13 protein-coding genes and 1 pseudogene are annotated in these 16,818 nt (G+C 72.9%); 6 read left to right on the top strand and 8 right to left on the bottom strand.

Features of this window, described 5'->3' with window-relative positions:
- Positions 1–142: 142 nt before the first annotated feature.
- On the top strand, positions 143–919 hold the full coding sequence (locus tag P8T65_RS09765; protein ID WP_316725039.1) for a hypothetical protein: 777 nt from the start codon (positions 143–145) through the stop codon (positions 917–919).
- A 195-nt stretch (positions 920–1,114) separates the two neighbouring features.
- On the opposite strand, the gene P8T65_RS09770 is transcribed toward P8T65_RS09765, so the two are convergent.
- Complete coding sequence (locus tag P8T65_RS09770) at positions 1,115–2,005, bottom strand: GntR family transcriptional regulator (RefSeq protein WP_316725040.1); 891 nt, start codon at positions 2,003–2,005, stop codon at positions 1,115–1,117.
- Positions 2,006–2,203: 198 nt separating this feature from the next.
- Here P8T65_RS09770 and P8T65_RS09775 point away from each other — a divergent pair, with 198 nt between their 5' ends.
- Positions 2,204–3,070, top strand: a complete 867-nt coding sequence (locus P8T65_RS09775; RefSeq protein WP_316725041.1) for a (2Fe-2S)-binding protein — start codon at positions 2,204–2,206, stop codon at positions 3,068–3,070.
- A 336-nt stretch (positions 3,071–3,406) separates the two neighbouring features.
- Entirely contained in the window at positions 3,407–4,468 is a 1,062-nt protein-coding gene (locus P8T65_RS09780) for a DUF2637 domain-containing protein (protein ID WP_230213338.1), read from the top strand.
- A 78-nt stretch (positions 4,469–4,546) separates the two neighbouring features.
- Here P8T65_RS09780 and P8T65_RS09785 read toward each other — a convergent pair whose 3' ends face one another.
- Positions 4,547–5,026, bottom strand: a complete 480-nt coding sequence (locus tag P8T65_RS09785; protein ID WP_316725042.1) for an ATP-binding protein — start codon at positions 5,024–5,026, stop codon at positions 4,547–4,549.
- 446 nt (positions 5,027–5,472) lie between these two features.
- Positions 5,473–7,830, bottom strand: a complete 2,358-nt coding sequence (locus tag P8T65_RS47230) for a protein phosphatase 2C domain-containing protein (RefSeq protein ID WP_399098636.1) — start codon at positions 7,828–7,830, stop codon at positions 5,473–5,475.
- A gap of 492 nt (positions 7,831–8,322) precedes the next feature.
- On the opposite strand from P8T65_RS47230, the gene P8T65_RS09800 reads away from it, so the two are divergent.
- Together P8T65_RS09800 and P8T65_RS09805 are read left to right on the top strand one after the other, a co-directional pair.
- Positions 8,323–9,306 (top strand): helix-turn-helix domain-containing protein, encoded by a 984-nt coding sequence (locus tag P8T65_RS09800; RefSeq protein WP_316725044.1) that lies wholly within the window; start codon positions 8,323–8,325, stop codon positions 9,304–9,306.
- A gap of 45 nt (positions 9,307–9,351) precedes the next feature.
- Entirely contained in the window at positions 9,352–9,834 is a 483-nt protein-coding gene (locus tag P8T65_RS09805) for a DUF456 domain-containing protein (RefSeq protein WP_316725045.1), read from the top strand.
- A gap of 52 nt (positions 9,835–9,886) precedes the next feature.
- On the opposite strand, the gene P8T65_RS09810 is transcribed toward P8T65_RS09805, so the two are convergent.
- The 5 genes from P8T65_RS09810 to P8T65_RS09830 all read right to left on the bottom strand — a co-directional run bounded on the left by P8T65_RS09810 (position 9,887) and on the right by P8T65_RS09830 (position 16,380).
- A complete protein-coding gene (locus tag P8T65_RS09810) occupies positions 9,887–10,405 on the bottom strand; it encodes a methylated-DNA--[protein]-cysteine S-methyltransferase (RefSeq protein WP_316725046.1) in 519 nt (172 codons plus the stop codon).
- The gene (locus P8T65_RS09815) at positions 10,402–11,778 is read right to left on the bottom strand and encodes an AlkA N-terminal domain-containing protein (RefSeq protein WP_316725047.1); all 1,377 of its coding nucleotides are present in this window, start codon (positions 11,776–11,778) and stop codon (positions 10,402–10,404) included. The genes P8T65_RS09810 and P8T65_RS09815 overlap by 4 nt, the downstream gene beginning before the upstream one ends.
- A 122-nt stretch (positions 11,779–11,900) precedes the next feature.
- On the bottom strand, positions 11,901–13,019 hold the full coding sequence (gene rsgA, locus P8T65_RS09820) for a ribosome small subunit-dependent GTPase A (protein WP_316725048.1): 1,119 nt from the start codon (positions 13,017–13,019) through the stop codon (positions 11,901–11,903).
- Positions 13,020–13,296: 277 nt separating this feature from the next.
- Positions 13,297–14,829 (bottom strand): cellulose-binding domain-containing protein, encoded by a 1,533-nt coding sequence (locus P8T65_RS09825; protein ID WP_316725049.1) that lies wholly within the window; start codon positions 14,827–14,829, stop codon positions 13,297–13,299.
- A 225-nt stretch (positions 14,830–15,054) separates the two neighbouring features.
- Positions 15,055–16,380, bottom strand: coding sequence for a radical SAM protein (locus tag P8T65_RS09830; protein ID WP_184900824.1), 1,326 nt, complete (start codon positions 16,378–16,380; stop codon positions 15,055–15,057).
- Between the two features lie 167 nt (positions 16,381–16,547).
- On the opposite strand from P8T65_RS09830, the pseudogene P8T65_RS09835 reads away from it, so the two are divergent.
- A pseudogene (locus P8T65_RS09835) lies at positions 16,548–16,778 on the top strand (TetR/AcrR family transcriptional regulator C-terminal domain-containing protein); the annotation flags it as partial.
- Positions 16,779–16,818 lie beyond the last annotated feature (40 nt).

Genomic DNA, 16,818 nt, shown 5'->3' on the forward strand with positions numbered 1-16,818 from the left:
GGTGGTGGACGAAGATCGAAGTGCGCCGTCCGCGCCCCATGACTTTGTGAATTCCTTCACCCACCCCCTTGGCCGGGCCCCGGGATTCGTGCTGAGATGCCGCCACCACTCAAAGCTCAAGGGCGTGCTCGGGGAGGGCAACGTGGCGCATACCGCCATGTCTGGTGACGGAACGACAGCCGGTGACGATCCACTCCAGACCGCGGTATGGCGGCTGCGCTCACGCGCCTGCTGGGCCGACGCCGCCGCCCTGATCGAACCCGACGGCCCACGGGCGTCCCTGCAGCGGACCGCGCTGCTCGTCGAGCGCTGCCTCTACACCGAGCAGGGCTGGGAGGACGCCGAGGACGCGCTGCGCACGGCGGAGGCGCAGGCCCGCACCGGCGACGAGCGCGGCGCGGCGGCCTGCGAACGCGGCCAACTGGCGTACGCGGCCACGCTGCTCGGGATCCGGGACCGCTCCGACGAGGCGCGGGCCGCACTCGGCCGGGCGGCGGCCCTGATCGCCCCCGGCGCGCCCGGCCGGGCGCTGCTCGACTTCCGGCGGGGTCTCATCGCCGAGAACCTCGCCCGCTCGCCGCAGGCCGCGCGCGCCGCCTATCGCCGGGCCCATGCGGGTGCCACCGCCCATGACGACCTGCTCCTGCAGTCCTTCACCTGGCGGCATCTCGCCGGACTCGCGCTGCGGGAGGGGGAGTTGGCCGAGGCGCGGCACGGTTTCGCCGAATCGCTGCGCATCCGGGAGGAGTTGGGTTACCTCGTGGGTACGGCCCCGGCGCTCGTCTCCCTCGCCGAGACCGAGACGGAGCCGGAGGCGTCACGGCTGCGGGAGGAGGCGGGACGGTTGTTCCGGCTGCTGGGGGGTGTACCGACGTGGCTGGCACGGCAGTTGGCCCCACCACCGGCGGCGACGGCGTGACGGGCCGTGACCGGCATGGGGTGTGTGTGGGTGCGTTGTCGGGTGCGGTCCGTCGTGGTTGCTCGCGCAGTTCCCCGCGCCCCTGAAAAGCAGGCGCTGCGCCCCGTGCTCTTCGGCCCGAAGGGCCGTAGGCCCTTAGGGGCGCGGGGAACTGCGCGAGAAGCCCCCCACTCACCCGCACCCGCCGGCGTCCCCTCAGCCCCCCACCCCGAAATGCCTCTCCACCAGACAGCACGCCGCTTCCAGGTCCTGTGCCACCAACGCGTCCAGCAACGCGATGTGCTCCGCCGCGTCCGCCATCAGCTCCACCCGGCCACCGCCCCCGGCGACCCCCACGTGACCGCCGCCCAACGGCAGCTGCGTACGCCGGTGGAGGTCGTCCGTGATCTGCAGCAGCTGCTCGTTGCCGGACAGCCCCAGGACCCCCCGGTGGAAGGCCCGGTCCGCCTCGCCGTACGTCGCGCGGCACCCGGAGGACGCCGCTCGGGCCGTCTCGTCGGCGAGGGGCCGTAGTTCACCCCAGCGGTCCGCCGGCACGGTGCGCGCGAGCCGCATGATCACCGGCACTTGGAGCAGCGCGCGCACCTCCGCCAGTTCGGCCAGCTCCCGGGCGCCCCGCCGTACGACCCGGAAGCCCCGGTTGGGCACGACCTCGACCGCGCCCTCGATGGCCAGTTGCTGCATCGCCTCGCGCACGGGGGTCGCGGAGACCCCGAACCGCTCGCCCAGTGCGGGCGCGGAGTAGACCTCACCCGGCCTCAGCTCCCCGCCGGCGAGCGCGGCCCGCAGCGCGTCGAGGATCTGCCCCCGTACGGAGGCCCGCTGGACAACCGGACGCCCCTGGCCGCGCGGCAGCGGGATCGGGACCTCGCTGTGCGTGTGCTCTCCCCGGGCGGCGTCGGCGCCGGGCCCGCTGTCGCCGCGCACCGCGGCCGCCGTGCCGTCCGCCGCGATGCCCCGCTCCCGGTCGACGTCCGCGACTCCGGGCTGCGCGGGCACGCGATAGGCCGACGCCGGACGAGCGGCGGCGGGGTCCGGCGCACTCACGGCCGTGGCCTCGCGCGGGCGCGGTCCGGCCTGCTCCACGGGTCCTCCTCCGAGCCGAGTCGAGTGTCGGGTGGGCCGAACAGTGCGGCCGACGGGGTACATGGGGGCGGTTAGGTCACTACTCGGGTTGTTACCGGTCGTAAAGCACCATAGGCGCACATGCCCTCAGTTCAAACCTCGACCACCTCGGGTAAGGTAAGCCTTACTTGGCAGCGATGGTGAAACGGCGGTCCCCGTATGCCCCAGTCAGCACCGGCACCGGCACCCACTTCACGCAGGTCGCCCGTGGCGGCGGCGTACGCACGTCTCGCCGAGGTCCTGCCCATGATCAGCGTGACAGAACTCTCCCTCGCCGATCCATTGCCCGAGGGCGAGGGGTGGGTCTCCGCCGCCGGACTCGCGGCGGCGGGAGCCGAGCTGGACGCGTTCCTGGCGTGGGACGAGGCCCAGATACTCCGGGACCACGGCCGAAAGGGCCGCCCGGACGTGGTGGCGGCCTTCGGACTGCACCGCTATTCCTGGTACGCATGCCTGCTCTTCACGGTCCCCTGGTTCCTCCAGCGCCGGGTGCCGCGCTTCCCCGCCGAGCACGTGGCGTTCCAGCGCGAGCAGAGCCGGCTGGTGGTGCGCGGTGAAACGTTCAGCTGCCTGCCGGACGATCCGGCGGCCGGTGACCCCGGCGCCCGGGTGGTCGCGGACGAGGAGGCACTGCGGGCCGAGGTGCGCGCCGCGTTCGCCGCGCACATAGAACCGGTCCTCGGCGGCTTCGGTCCACGGATGCGGCGGCGCGGGCGCGCGCTGTGGGGCATGGCGACCGACGAGGTCGTCGAGGGCATCTGGTACGTCGCCGAACTCCTCGGCCCCGGCGAGCAGGAGCGCTGCCGCCGCGAGCTGGAACTGCTGCTCCCCGGCGCGACCCGGCCGTACGTGGGCGCCGCGGGCTTCCGTGAACTGACCGGTCCGGGCGGCGAGTCGCTGCCCACCCGGGACCGGGCGAGCTGCTGCATGTTCTACACGCTGGCCCCGGAGGACACCTGCGTCACCTGCCCGCGCACCTGCGAGTCGGAGCGGACCTCCAAACTGGCGGCCGCCGTCACCGGTTGACGGCCCCTCACCGCCGCCGGGCGGCGCCCCGTCGGGCACCCCCCGGCGATCGCCCGCGGCATGTGTCGTAAGATTCACTGCGGGTGGGAGCCTCGTTGGGTTACAGGTGGTTCACAAATTCCTCACTTGTCGCAGGAACTTTCCGTGGAACCACTCGAACGGGTAACCTCACTCGCACTCAACTCCCGTCCCTCGCGCGGTAGTTCGAGCAGAATGCCGCCTTGCGTCACTCATTGCACTTCTTTGGCGGTCTCTTGCCCCGAAACCCCCTGAGGGCCGCGAGGATTGGGCCACTATGGCGGGCGTTACGCCCTATCCCAATGCAAGGGACCCCTGATGAGATTGACCGACATATCGCTGAACTGGCTGCTTCCGGGCGCCGTACTGCTCCTGGGCATGCTGGCGGCGGTTGCGGTGCTCGCGCGCGGCAAGCGCTCCGGGGAGCACGCCAAGACAGAGGATTCGTGGGAACGCAGCGAGGAGCGCCGCCGGCGCAAGGAGGCCCTCTACGGCACCGCCTCCTACATCCTCCTCTTCTGCTGTGCCGCGGTCGCCGCCGCGCTCTCCTTCCGCGGCCTGGTCGGCTTCGGTGAGCAGAACCTGGGCCTGACCGACGGGTGGCAGTACCTGGTTCCGTTCGGCCTGGACGGTGCCGCCATGTTCTGCTCGGTCCTCGCGGTGCGCGAGGCCAGCCACGGTGACGCCGCCCTCGGTTCCCGCATACTCGTGTGGACGTTCGCCGGTGCGGCCGCCTGGTTCAACTGGGTGCACGCGCCCAGGGGTCTCGGCCACGACGGCGCCCCGCAGTTCTTCGCCGGCATGTCCCTGTCTGCCGCGGTGCTCTTCGACCGCGCGCTGAAGCAGACCCGCCGTGCCGCGCTGCGCGAGCAGGGCCTCGTACCGCGTCCGCTGCCCCAGATCCGTGTCGTGCGCTGGCTGCGGGCCCCGCGTGAGACGTACAGGGCGTGGTCGCTGATGCTCCTGGAGGGCGTGCGCAGCCTCGACGAGGCCGTGGACGAGGTGCGCGAGGACAAGCGGATCAAGGAAGAGACCAGGACGCGCAAGCGCGAGCAGGAGCGTCTGGAGCGCGCCCACCTCAAGGCGATCAGCCGGGGCCACCGGGGTCTGCCCGGTCGTGGCGGCGGCGGTGGCGGCGGTGGCGGACGCCAGGTCGACACCACGGTGGAGCGTGTCCCGGCGGCCCAGGTGGCCTCGGACTCCGCCATATCCACGCCCGAGCAACTGCCCGTGCGTACGCGTCCCTCCCTCCAGCCGGTCCGCAACGGCGCTGACAAGTCGATCACGGTCGACCTCACCGCGGAGGACGACACCATGGCCCTGCCGCGGCTCGACTCCCTGGAGCGCAAGCTCAAGGACCTGGAGCAGCAGTTCGGCTGAGCCGGATGCGCGGTACGAGCGACACATCGGACAGGGGCGCGGCATCGAGCCGCGCCCCTGTCCGATGTCGAGGTCGGGTCAGGTCAGCCCGCCGTCGAGGTCGAACCACACCGCCTTGCCCACCCCGTGCGCCCGGACGCCCCAGGCGTCGGCGAGGGACTGGACGAGAAGAAGGCCGCGGCCGTTCGTGCTGTCGTCGGCGGGCGGCACCCTCGGCCTAGGCCTGCGTCCCACGAAGTCCCGTACCTCCACGTGCAGTCCGTCGGACGAGACGGTCGCGGTCAGCACCGCGTCATGGTCGGTGTGGATGATCGCGTTGGTGACCAGCTCGCTCGTCAGCAGCTCCGCTATCTCCGATTTTCCCGGCCGCCCCCATTGCCGCAGCAGTTCCCGCAGTGCCCTGCGGGCCTCGGGCACCGCCCTCAGGTCGGCCCGCCCGAGTCTGTGCCTGAGCTGTTCGGCGCCGGCCTTGTCCGCCGCGTCGCCGACCGTCTCCTCCACCTCTGCCGAGAAGGCCCCTGCCGCCGTGGGACCGCCCCCTCGCGCCTGCCTCTTCATGACCCCCGCCCACGCCCCGATGACTGATCCCCTCCTGCTCGAACACGTACACGGGGATCCATGCCCCGTCCGGATCGCGGCACTCATGTCGAATCGTCAACGACCGTCCGTACGCTTTCAAACGCACAGAGTCAAGCCAGCTGCCGGTACCGTGTGACAGCGCTTCCCGTCTCGTGAAACCACCGCACAGCCCTACGAACCCGTCGCCCCGCCCTTCTCCGGGCAACCCGGCGCGACCCCGCCCATGGACCCCAACTGCCCATGCGGGACTGCCGATCCAGCCGGATGCCAGCGGGACACGACTGGCGTGGGAGCGCCGCATACCCCGGCCGGGCCGGACCATTCCCTTCGATGATGTTGATTGGCCGGAATCGAGCGCTGGTACAGGCCAACTCGCGGCCCGGCACGGCTGATTGACGCCCCTCCCGGCCCGCCGGTGGACACCGTCAGGTCTCCCACACGGCGGCGGCCGTACGGTCGTCCGTGTACCCCTTGACCCTGACCTGGGCGTCGGCGAGGAAGGCGGCGAGTCCGGGCGGCTCGGCGGCTGTCCAGCGGGCCGCCAGATGCTCGGCGAGCGGTGGCTCCCCGCGCAACGGTTCGGCCAGACCGCCGGTGCACAGCAGCAGGACGTCGTCCTCGCGGGCCACGGAGGCGCGGAAGCGGAAGGGTTCGCGGGGCGGGGCGGGAGCGGGTTCGTACGGGCTCGGGGGTGTCGTGATGCCGAGGTCCATGGTGAGGCGGTCGCCGTCGGGGGTCTCGTGCGGCAGCGAGCCGAAGCCGACCACCGGGGCCCCGGGCGTGTCGGCGACCCGGGGCTCTATGTCCTGCCACTCGCCGCCCCGCAGCCGGAACAGGCCACCCGCGCCCACCCCGAAGAACACGCGTGTACGGCACCCCGGGTCGGCCGGAAGCAGCAGACAGCGCAGGCTCGCCGTGTACTCGTCCGGGTCGAGCCCCTGTTCCACGGCGCTGGCGCGGAGCTTGCCGAGGCTGCGGTCGGTGAGGCGGTGCAGCCCCGACTTCAGATCGCCTCGCCGGGCGGCCCGGATGTCCTCCACCAGCCGCACATGGCTCAGCCCGACGGCCCGGCCGATCCAACGGCACGCCTCGGCCGCCGCGCGGTGGGCTCCCGGGGTGGCCCGGGCACCGGTGGCCATGGCGACCAGGACGAGCGCCTGTTCGCCGAGGCCGAAGCGGGCGGTGAGAAGCGCGTCGCGGCGCGGCTCGCCCCGGTAGCGGGCGGAGTCCCCGCGCAGCGACGCGGCGCGCAGCGTGCACGCCCCGTAGCGCGCGCCGTCCAGCACCGTGTCCGCCACCAGGTCCCCCAGGTCCTCCGGGTCCGCGGGTGGCAACGCGGTCGGCTCCGCGTCGTAGGTGGGCGGGCCGGACCCCACGTACTCGACCCGCACCCGCCCGCTCTCCCCGACGAGCGACACCTCGTCCGCCTGGGGGGTGGGGAGGTCGAGCTGGGTGGAGGGCCGGGCGTCGGCCGGTTCGGGAGCCGGGGAGAGCCTTTCGCCGGGGCCGGAGGGTGGCTGCGCAGGGATGGGCGGCTGAGGCTGTGGCTGCTGGGGGCTCCGGGCGGGCGGCCGGCGCCATGGCATGGCCGCGCGGAAGCCCGGTGGTGTGGGCCTGGCTGGGAAGGTCAGGGGACCCGAGGGCTGGACCGACGGCGGCTCCCAGGGCGCGGGCTGCGGAGTGAGCCCACCGAGCCGGGGGTCCCGCACGGGCACGGAGGCCGACGGGTCGAGGGGCTGACGCGGGACGGAGGGGAAGGACGCCCGCAAAAGGGGCTCCGCGGACGAGGCGGAGCGGGGTCCCACAGAGGAAGCGGAGCCGGTGCCGGACGGCCGGCGAGGCCCGGCATCGGCAGCACCGTCGGGACCGGAAACCGACGCAGGTCGCGGCGGAACATCGGACGGCCCGGCACCGGGACCGGCCGGCCCACGTGAGCCGCCATCGTCCACAGACGACGCGCCCCCAGAACCGGACGGCGGACGCGGAGGTTCTGTGGGCGGCACGGCATCGGCCCCGGACGAGCCGCGGGAGCCGGCATCCATCGGCGATGCGGCAGCAGGGCTCGACGAAGGGCGCGGAGGGACTGCGGGCGGTGCGGGTACGGGGTCGGGAGGGGTGACCGGTCCGAAGGCCGGGGCGTCCCGACCGCTCAGGTCACGCCCGCCTCGGCCGTCACGCCCGCCCGGGGCATCGCGTCGGCCTTGGCCTTCGCGCCCGTCGAGGCCGCCCGGCGACTCCTGGGGCGGCACCCGGTGCGACGGCGCGCCGGGGGAGCCTTGAGGCGGCACCCGGTCCGAGAGGACGCCCGGGGGGCGGTTCGAGCCGTACGTGTCGGTGCGAGGGACGCCCGGCGGGGCCGTCCCGGTGTCCGAGGCGCCCTCCCTGCCCGGCCGGCCTTCGGAACCGCCCCCGCTCGGCCCACTCCCCGAGCCGGCCGTCCGGCTCGGCCCTCCTCCCGGCTCCCCTCTGGCAGCCGCCGTGCCCGGCACAGCCGCCCAGGCTCCCGACGTCCCCGGGACCGCTCCCCAGGCTCCCCGCGCATTCGGCGGCGCACCCGAGGCGCTCGACGCGTCCGCCGGACCCGTCGGCGTCGACGCACCCGGTTCACCCGGTTCACCCGGTTCACCCGGCATCCCGTCCCCGACCGTGTTCGCCGCGGAGGCGAAGCGGTCGTCGAGGGAATCGGCCGCCACCGAGGGGCCCGTGTCCCCGCTCGCGTCGTCGTACAACTGCCGCCACCAGTCGTCCTCGTGACCGGTCGGCCTCTCCCCCTGCTGGCTCATGCCCCTAATTGTCCACCTCGGGAGCCGTATGAAAACGGGGCATCCGGAAAATCGGGCCGCGCAGCCGACGGCCCGTCGGCGTGTCGGACTACATGCCGAACTCCGGTGCGAGACAAGGGAGCCGGGAGGAGTGCGGGAGACAGGGGACATTAGGGGGATAGGGGAAACGGAAATGCGGGGGATGCCGGAACCGGAGGGGAGTGCGGCGTCCAGGAGCGCGCCGCGGACCATTTCACGCGCGCTTCGGAGCACTTCGCGTTCGGGACCGCCGGGCGGTGCCACCCCCCACAGGAGAAACCGCCCGGCGGCGCCGGGTGGACCGGGGCGCGGTGCGGGCGCGTCGGCCGGTCGGCCGGTCGGCCCGAGTGTGCGGCACGTTGTTGGGATTCCGCTGTGGGACCCCGCCTGCCGACGGGACGCGCGGTGCGGTGATGATGGGCCGACGCGGAAGTGTGCCCAAGGGGCGCGGCGAGTGAGGGGCGGGGTCGCCGGATGCTGGGAGCGATCGGTCTCGACGAGACCCACGAGTCGGCGTACCGGGCCCTGGTGTCCGTGGGCGCCGCCGACGTACCGGACCTGGCGCGCCGGCTCACGCTCGGGGAGCACGACACCGAGCGCGCGCTGCGCCGACTGGAGCGGCACGGTCTCGCCGCCCAGTCGTCCGCGCGCCCAGGCCGGTGGGTCGCCGCGCCCCCTGGTGTGGCCCTGGGCGCCCTGCTCACCCAGCGGCGGCACGAGCTGGAGAAGGCCGAACTGACGGCGGCCCTGCTCGCCGAGGAGTACCGGGCGAGCGCGGCCGAGCCCGCGGCGCACGACCTGGTCGAGGTGGTGATCGGCTCGGCGGCCATAGCGCAGCGCTTCCTGCAACTCCAGCTCGGGGCCACGGAGGAGGTCTGCGCGATGGTCACCGGCGCTCCCATCGCGGTCTCGGGGCCGGAGAACAACCCCGCCGAGGAACAGACGACCGGTCGCGGCGTCGGTTACCGCGTGGTGGTGGAGCGGGCCGTCCTGGACGAGGACGCCGGCCTCACCGAGCTGTCGGCCGCGCTGGACCGGGAGGAGCGGGTGCGGGTCATGGACGAGGTGCCCACGAAGCTCGTCATCGCCGACCGGACGCTCGCCATGGTCCCGCTCACCACGCACACCGCCGAGCCCGCCGCGCTCGTCGTCCACGCGAGCGGTCTGCTGGAGCTGCTGTCGGGCCTGTTCGAGTCGGTCTGGCGGCAGGCACTCCCCCTGCGCCTGGGCTCCGGCCGGGTCACCGAGGACGTCCCGGACGCTCCCGACGACACCGATCTGGAGATCCTCTCCCTGCTGCTGGCCGGCATGACCGACGCGAGCGTCGCCAAACAGCTGGAGCTGGGCCTGCGGACGGTACAGCGCCGGGTGAAGCGCCTGATGGAGCTCGCCGGGGTGACGACCCGGCTGCAGCTGGGCTGGCACGCGTACGAGCGGGCCTGGGTGACCCGGGACTGACAGCACTGGCCTGCGCCTTCTCCCGCGGTCCGGCACTCTGGGCAGATGGGAGCGTGGGAACTCCTGCTGGTCGGGGTCGTACTGCTGCTCGGCCTGTGCGGAGTGCTGGTGCCCGGGATTCCGGGGTCCTGGCTCGTCTGGGCCGGGGTCATGTGGTGGGCGCTGGAGGACCCGCGGCCCATCGCGTGGTGGGTGCTGGTGGGCGCGACCACCGTGCTGCTCCTGTCCCGGGCGGTCCGCTGGAGCCTGCCGCCCCGGCGCCTGGCGGAGAGCGGCGCGACCCCCCGGATGGGCGTGTACGCGGGGGCCGGGGCCTTCCTCGGTTTCGTCCTGGTCCCCGTGCTCGGCGCGATCCCCGGTTTCGTCGGCGGCATCTACCTCTCCGAACGGCTCCGCCTGGGTCACCCCGGCGCGGCGCGGGCCGCGACCCGTACGGCGATGCGCTCGGGCGGTTCGAGCGTCCTGGCGGAGCTCTTCGCCTGCCTGGTGGTGACGGGGGCGTGGGTGGGCACGGTGTTCGGCGGCTGAACCGGCTGATCCTGGCAGCGACGGGTCGGGCCGCCGCGGCCAGGGCCTGTCGTCACATTCCCGTCCGCCCCGCGACGCCCGGCACGCCCTCCAGACCGAGGAGGAGACGCTTGCGGTCGAGGCCGCCGGCGTAGCCGGTGAGGGTGCCGTCCGAGCCGATCACCCGGTGGCAGGGGCGGACGATGAGGAGGGGGTTCGCGCCGATCGCGCCGCCCACGGCCCGCACGGCCGCGCGGGGTGCGCCGATCCGGGCGGCGACGGCCCCGTACGTGATGGTCGCGCCGTAGGGGACGTCGTCGAGCGCGGCCCAGACCCGGCGCCGGAACTCGGTGCCTTCCCCGCGCAACTCCAGCTGGAATTCCTTCCGCTCACCGGCGAAGTAGGCGGCGAGCTGTTCCTCGGCCGCCCGGAAGGGGGCCGGGTCGCGCAGCCAGCCCGGCAGCGGGACCCTGCCGCCCTTCTGCTCCGGTACGGAGAGGGAGGTGAGGGCGCCGGACTCGTCGGCGGTGAGGAGGAGTCGCCCGACGGGACTGTCGACGACGGTGTAGTAGGTCCGCTGCTCGGTGCTCACGACTGATCTCCCGGTTCCTGTGTCCGAAGATGTCTGAGGGCGTACGACCGCCAGGGCCGCCAGGTGTCCGGCACGGTCTCGCCCGGGGGTCCCACGTCGGGGTCGCCGAGCGCGCGGGTGCGGATCACGGCGGCGGTACGGGCGTCCAGGCCCGGCAGCGCGAGCAGGGCCGTCGCGGCGGCGTCCCGGTCGGCGCCGACGTCGAGGCGGCAGGTGCCGTCGGTGAGGGCGGTGGCGAGGGCGCCGAGCGGACCGCCCGCGTCGGCCAGTGCCGCGGGTTCGGGGAACAGGTGCGTCAGCGTCCCCTGCGGGGCGTCCAGCCGCTTGCCGTACGCCTGTACGAGCGGTGCCGCATCGGCGTGGCCCACGAGCGCGCGTACGGCGTACTCCTCCGGGTCGGCCGTGCCCGGCGAGCGCAGCCCCGGTCTGGCGGCGACGAGCGGGGCGAGGCGGGGGTCCTCGCCGAGGCGCTCGTCCACGGCGTACGGGTCGGCGTCCAGGTCGAACAGCCGCCGCAGCCGCTGCACGGCGGTGGTGAGGTCGCGGGGGTCGGTGAGATGGAGCCGGGCGTCGAGCCAGCCGCCGGAACGGCCGGTGGGGCGGCCCCCCGGTCGTTCGTCGACCTCGGCGATCCCGGTGCCGTACGGGAGACGGAGGGTGCGCCGGTACGTGCGGTGGCCTGGTTCGCCGGTCGTCTCCTCGACGCCGGTGACGGCTTCGGCGGCCAGGACGTCAAAGAGGGCGGTGGACTGGTACGGGCCCCGGTACGCGAGCCGGAGCGGTATTCCGGCCGTCCGCGGGCCGGCGGGCCTCCGGGGTGCGCCGGCGCGCAGGGCGCTGGGTGTCATGGCGTAGACCGCCCTGATCGTGTCGTTGAACTGGCGCACGCTGGCGAAGCCGGACGCGAAGGCGATCTCGGTGACCGGGAGGGTGGTGGTCCGCAGCAGGACGCGGGCGGTGTGCGCCCGCTGGGCGCGGGCCAGGGCGACGGGCCCGGCGCCGACCTCGGCGGTGAGCTGCCGCTGGACCTGCCGTGCGCTGTAGCCCAGCCGCACGGCCAGCCCGGCGACGCCCTCCCGGTCCACGACGCCGTCCCCGATGAGCCGCATGGCGCGGCCCACCGAGTCCGCGCGCACGTTCCACTCGGCCGAACCGGGCACGGCGTCCGGCCGGCAGCGTCGGCAGGCACGGAATCCGGCGGCCTGCGCGGCGGCCGCGGTCGCGTAGAAGCGGACGTTCTCCCGTTTCGGCGTCACCGCCGGGCAGCTCGGCCGGCAGTAGATCCCGGTCGTCCCGACGGCGAAGAAGAACTCCCCGTCGAACCGGCCGTCCCTGCTCCGCACGGCCTCGTACCTGGTGTCTTCGTCCTTCATGCCCTCAAGTGTCGACGACGCGCACGCGCCGGGCTGGCGAATTTCGGACACGGCGCTGTTCCCCGCGCCCAAGGGGGCGCGGGGAACAGCGCGATCAGCCCCCACTCACCCGCGGCCGAAGATCAGCGGTGCCCACCCCTCTTCGCCTCCATCGCCGCGCGCCCCTGCGCACCCCGCCGCTTCCACTCCTTGCGGATCTCCGCCCGCAGCCGCGCGTCGCTCTTGGCGACGATGCGCTGATTCTCGCGGAGCAGCTTGCGGTAGCTGTCGAGCCGCCGCTCGGGCAGTTCACCGGACTCGACGGCGCCGAGGACCGCGCAGCCGGGCTCGGCGAGGTGCGCGCAGTCGTGGAAGCGGCAGTCCGCGGCCAGTTCCTCGATCTCGGCGAAGACCTGCCCGACCCCGGTCTCGGCGTCCCAGAGGCCGACCCCGCGCAGTCCGGGGGTGTCGATGAGGACTCCGCCGCCGGGCAGGGCGAGCAGGTTGCGGGTGGTCGTGGTGTGCCGTCCCTTGCCGTCCACGTCGCGGGTGGCCTGGACGTCCATGACGTCGTCGCCGAGCAGGGCGTTGGCGAGGGTCGACTTGCCGGCGCCGGACTGTCCGAGGAGCACGGAGGTGCCGCCGGAGATCACCGCCGCTAGGACGTCGAGGCCCTCGCCGTGGGTGGAGCTGACCGTCAGCACGGGAACGCCGGGCGCGGTGGTCTCCACGTCCTGCACGAGGTGCCCCAGTGTGACGGCGTCCGGCACGAGGTCGGCCTTGGTGAGCACGACCACGGGCTGGGCCCCGGACTCCCAGGCCAGCGCGAGGAACCGTTCGACACGGCCGAGGTCGAGTTCCACGGCGAGCGACACCGCGACGACCGCGTGGTCGACGTTGGCGGCGAGGATCTGTCCCTCGGCGCGCTTGGAGGAGGTGGAGCGGACGAAGGCGCTGCGGCGCGGCAGGTACGTGCGGACGTACCGGGGGTCGCCCGCGGGTTCCACGGCGACCCAGTCGCCCGTGCAGACGACCCGCATGGGGTCGTGGGGGGTGACGAACGCCGTGTCGGCCCGCAGCGGACCGTCCGCGGTGACGACGTCGCACTGCCCGCGGTCGACACGCACGACCCGCCCGGCGATCAGGCCCTCGGCGTCGTACGGGGCGAAGGCGTCCGCCCAGGAGGTGTCCCAGCCGTACGGGACGAGGGGGTGGGAGGAGGAGGACGACAGGGACGAGCCCGGGAAAGAGGAGAGAGACAAGGGTGACCCTTCACAGGGGTGGCCCGGCGGCGTCCGCGGACGCGAGAGAAGAGAGAAGTCAGCCGGCGGCCACGGAGGTGGACTGGATGGATTCCTGGATGCGGGTAGCGCCCATCGCAGTGACAGCCATCGGTCGACACCTCCTGTCTCACTCGTTGTGGCGACGGCGGCCGGAACAGCCGCCGTGCTCGGTGATCTCACCCTAGCGGGGGCCCGTGGGCCCCCGTCAATCGAATTTCCGCGCCGCGTTCCGTGCCTCGTGCGTCGCGTTCCGCGCTCAGCCCGCCCGGTCGCACTTCTTCCCGTTGAGCGTGAAGTCCACGGGGGCGGGGTTGTCGTAGCCCTCCCAGATTCCGAGGAAGCCGACGCCGAAGGTGCCGCCGGCGGCGACGGTCTTGTTGTAGTCGGCGGAGGTGGCGGTGACCTTGGTGCCCTCCTGGTCGAAGGTGCCGTCCCACATCTGGGTGACGCGCTGGTCGGCCGCGTAGGTCCAGGCGATGTGCCAGCCGTCGAGGGCCTCGGTGGAGGTGACGGTGACGGTGCCCTGGAAGCCGCCGGGCCATTCGTTGACGACCTGGTAGCGGACGTGGCAGGTGGCCTCGGAGGACTTGCCGGGGTCCACGGGCTGATGGGTGACCCGGGCGGGCGTCGAGGCGTCGCCCTGGGGTTCCTCGTTGCTGTTGCCGCCGCCCTTGCCCTCGCCCTTCTCGTCGTCCGTGTCGCCGGAACCGGTCTCGCCGGGCCGCGACGTGCTCTGCAGCTCCGACGACCCGCCGTCGGACGGGGCGCCGGTCACCGGGAACCTCGGGTCCTGCTGCACCACCGACGAGTCCCGGGCGGACGAGCCCTCGGCGACGGTCTCGTCGTCGCCGAACGGCATGAGGGAGACCGCGAGCGCCAGCAAGGATACGAGGCCGGCTCCGACGAGCACCCCGTTGCGGCTGAACCGGGGCTTCGCCTCCCTGCCCGGTGAGAGTCCCCGGTCGGTGCCGGTGGAGTCCGCGCGCCCGGGGAGCAGTCCGGCATCGGCAGCGCGGCGGCGGCGCTCCAGGTAGGCGAGTCCGCTCCAGCCGATCACACCGTTGGCGAGGGCGGCGGGCAGTCCGCCGCCGTGCAGGCCGAGGCAGGCCGCGGCCTCGGCGCACTGCACGCAGGTGGCGAGGTGGCGGGAGAGGTCCTCGGGGGTGTCGGTGCCGGGCGAGCGGGTGACCGCGTCCAGCAGCCGGGCGTAGGTGCGGCAGTCGGCGTGCAGGGGCGCGTCGAGCTGACCGCGGTGGCAGCGGTCCCGGAACAGCGCCCGCACCTGGTCGAGTTCGGTGCTCGCGACCGCCGGGTCGAGGCCGAGCCGGCGGGCCACCGAGCCCAGCGGCAGCGACTCGACCTCGGCGAGCCACAGCAGGGCCGCGTCTGGTTCCTGCATGTCCCGCAGGGCACGCAGGGCGAGAGGCCGGTACAGCGGCGGGCCGGTGTACCGGGCGGCCTTGTCCGAGTTGAGCCAGAGGCGCAGCTCGGGGTCGAGCCGGTGGCCCTGGCCGCCCGCCTCCCAGGCGGCGGCGCTGGTCCTGACCCAGGTCAGGAGGAACGGTATTCGAGGCAGGCGCAGGGCACGCCGACCGGCACCGCGGTCGGCCCCCGCCTCGTGCTCCAGGGCGTGTGCCTCGTGCATGCCGTTCGTGAAGGCCTCGGTGGCCAGTTGGGTCGCCGCGGCCGACCCGGACGTGCACAGGTCGGCGTACGACAGGACCGCGTCCCAGCACTCCGAGAACAGCGCGGCCTCGGCGGCGTCCTGGGGCTTCGGCAGGTCGGGCATGGGTCTCCTGCATCCAACAGAGCGAGGGGGGAAGTGGGCAAAAGTAGTCAACTGCCCTTTAAATCCAAGGGAGTTGGGGGGACCACCTTGCGATGGCCCAGAGCTTTTCACGCTTCCCACACAACTGACAAGCTACGTCTTCAAACGTGGTTACCAGTGGTCACACTGTTGAGTTGTACGCACGCCGTCCCCGATCGACTCAACCGCCTCAGGAATTACCAGTAGTTACTCGGCGGAAACCTCCTCGACGGCCGGGAGGCTGTCCATGAAGGAGCTGACGGAGAAGACGGCACGGCCGGGTCCGGGCGGGCCGTATCCGGGCGGCGACGACAGCCCGAACTCGTCCATCGTGGCGCGGTAGGCCTGCAGCAGCCGGATGTGGTACTCCAGCGGCGCGCCCTGCGGGTTGGCCTTGCCGAGCGGGGTGGTGGGCTCCGGGCACCACGTGGTGAAGCGGGGCGTGATGCCCTGCGACATGAAGAAACGCAGACCCTCGGTGGTCGAGGCGATCGCCTCGTCGACCGTCTTGAACCCGAAGGGCTCGGCCATCTCCACGCCCGCCACGAAGTTGGGGATCACGTTGCGCGCGCCGAAGACACCGGCCGAGTCCAGGATCCGCTTGTGCCACTCGTCGCGGCCGACGTACCGCTCCTTGCCGGGGCAGTACATCTTGAACAGGTACTCGTCCCACACCTCGTAGTTGGGGTGGTAGATCTTCACGCCGTAGTCGTGGAAACGCTTGACGTCGTCCAGCGGCAGCGCCTGCGCGACGACCTTCCCGATCCAGCGGTCCGGGAAGCGCTCCTCGATGGCCTTGGCGTAGTGGCCGTAGAAGTCGGCCTCGTCGCGGCCCGCGACCGTCTTGGTGATGGCGCCGCCGGTGAGCGTGTACGCGGTGGACGTCTTCGCCGTGTCGTACCGGTCGATGATCTCCAGGGCTTCGAGGACCTCGTCGACGTCCTTCACACCCGTGTACGGCCGGCCCGCCGCCTTGTGCTGGCGCCAGTTGTGGTTGATGTCGCAGTACTGGCACTCCTCCTTGGCGCCGAAGTACTGGCAGACGCGGAAGACGGTGAGATAGATCAGGTAGCCCCACTGGATGGTGGGGGCCACCTCCATCACGGACTTTCCGTTGGAGAGGGTGTGCTTGTAGTACTCCGGCATGGGCGGGACGCCGACGTCCGCAATGCGCTTGCCGTCGAGGTACAGGCCGAGGAGGCCGTCCTCGTCGGACGCCACCCGGTAGGGCGAGGACGGGTTGACCCGTACGGAGACGACCGTGCGCCGCAGGTCGTACGGGCCGCCGGTGAGGATGATCTCCTCCGGCGGGCGGCGCAGGGCGGCCTCGCCGAGCTCGGGGAGGGTGCCGTGGTCGAAGGAGAAGATGAAGTACGACTTCGGCTTGACCTCGCCCTTCTCGTTGTCGCTCAGCGCGGAGGCGTCGAAGGCCACGCCGCCCCTGAGCAGGTCCTCCTTGAAGACGGCTTCCCGTGGCACGTGCGGGAACCTCTCCATCAGGTCCTCCACCAGTGCGGTGCGGCTGCCATCCATCCCGTTGTCTCCTCGCTCCCGACGACGCGCGGGGGTCGCCCGCGCGCATTCCCCACGGTATGCCTCCGGCGGTCGGGCGGAGGGGGTGGGGGGTGGTTCGGGGCGTGGCGCCTTCCAGCTCGGGGAGGTAGGGGTGCGTCGGCGGGTGGGGGTGGGGGTGCGAGTAGGTGAGGTACAGGAATCCCGGTGAGAACGATCATGGTCGTCTAGCACACGCGATCGGCAGGTGCGGGGGTTCGGAGGAAGATCCTCGATCGCTGCCGGACGCGGCGAGCGCCGCGAACGAGTTCCTCGGCATGATCGCCAACTGCGTCCTGTGGCCCCGCATGCTGCTGACCGACTGCAACCCCGCAGCCTCCGACATCCACGACGCCGTCGAACAGACCGTCCAGACCATGCTCGCCAGGTACCCCCCCCCCCCGACCTGCCGGCCTGACC

It is taken from the genome of Streptomyces sp. 11x1 (assembly GCF_032598905.1).
GTDB lineage: Bacteria > Actinomycetota > Actinomycetes > Streptomycetales > Streptomycetaceae > Streptomyces.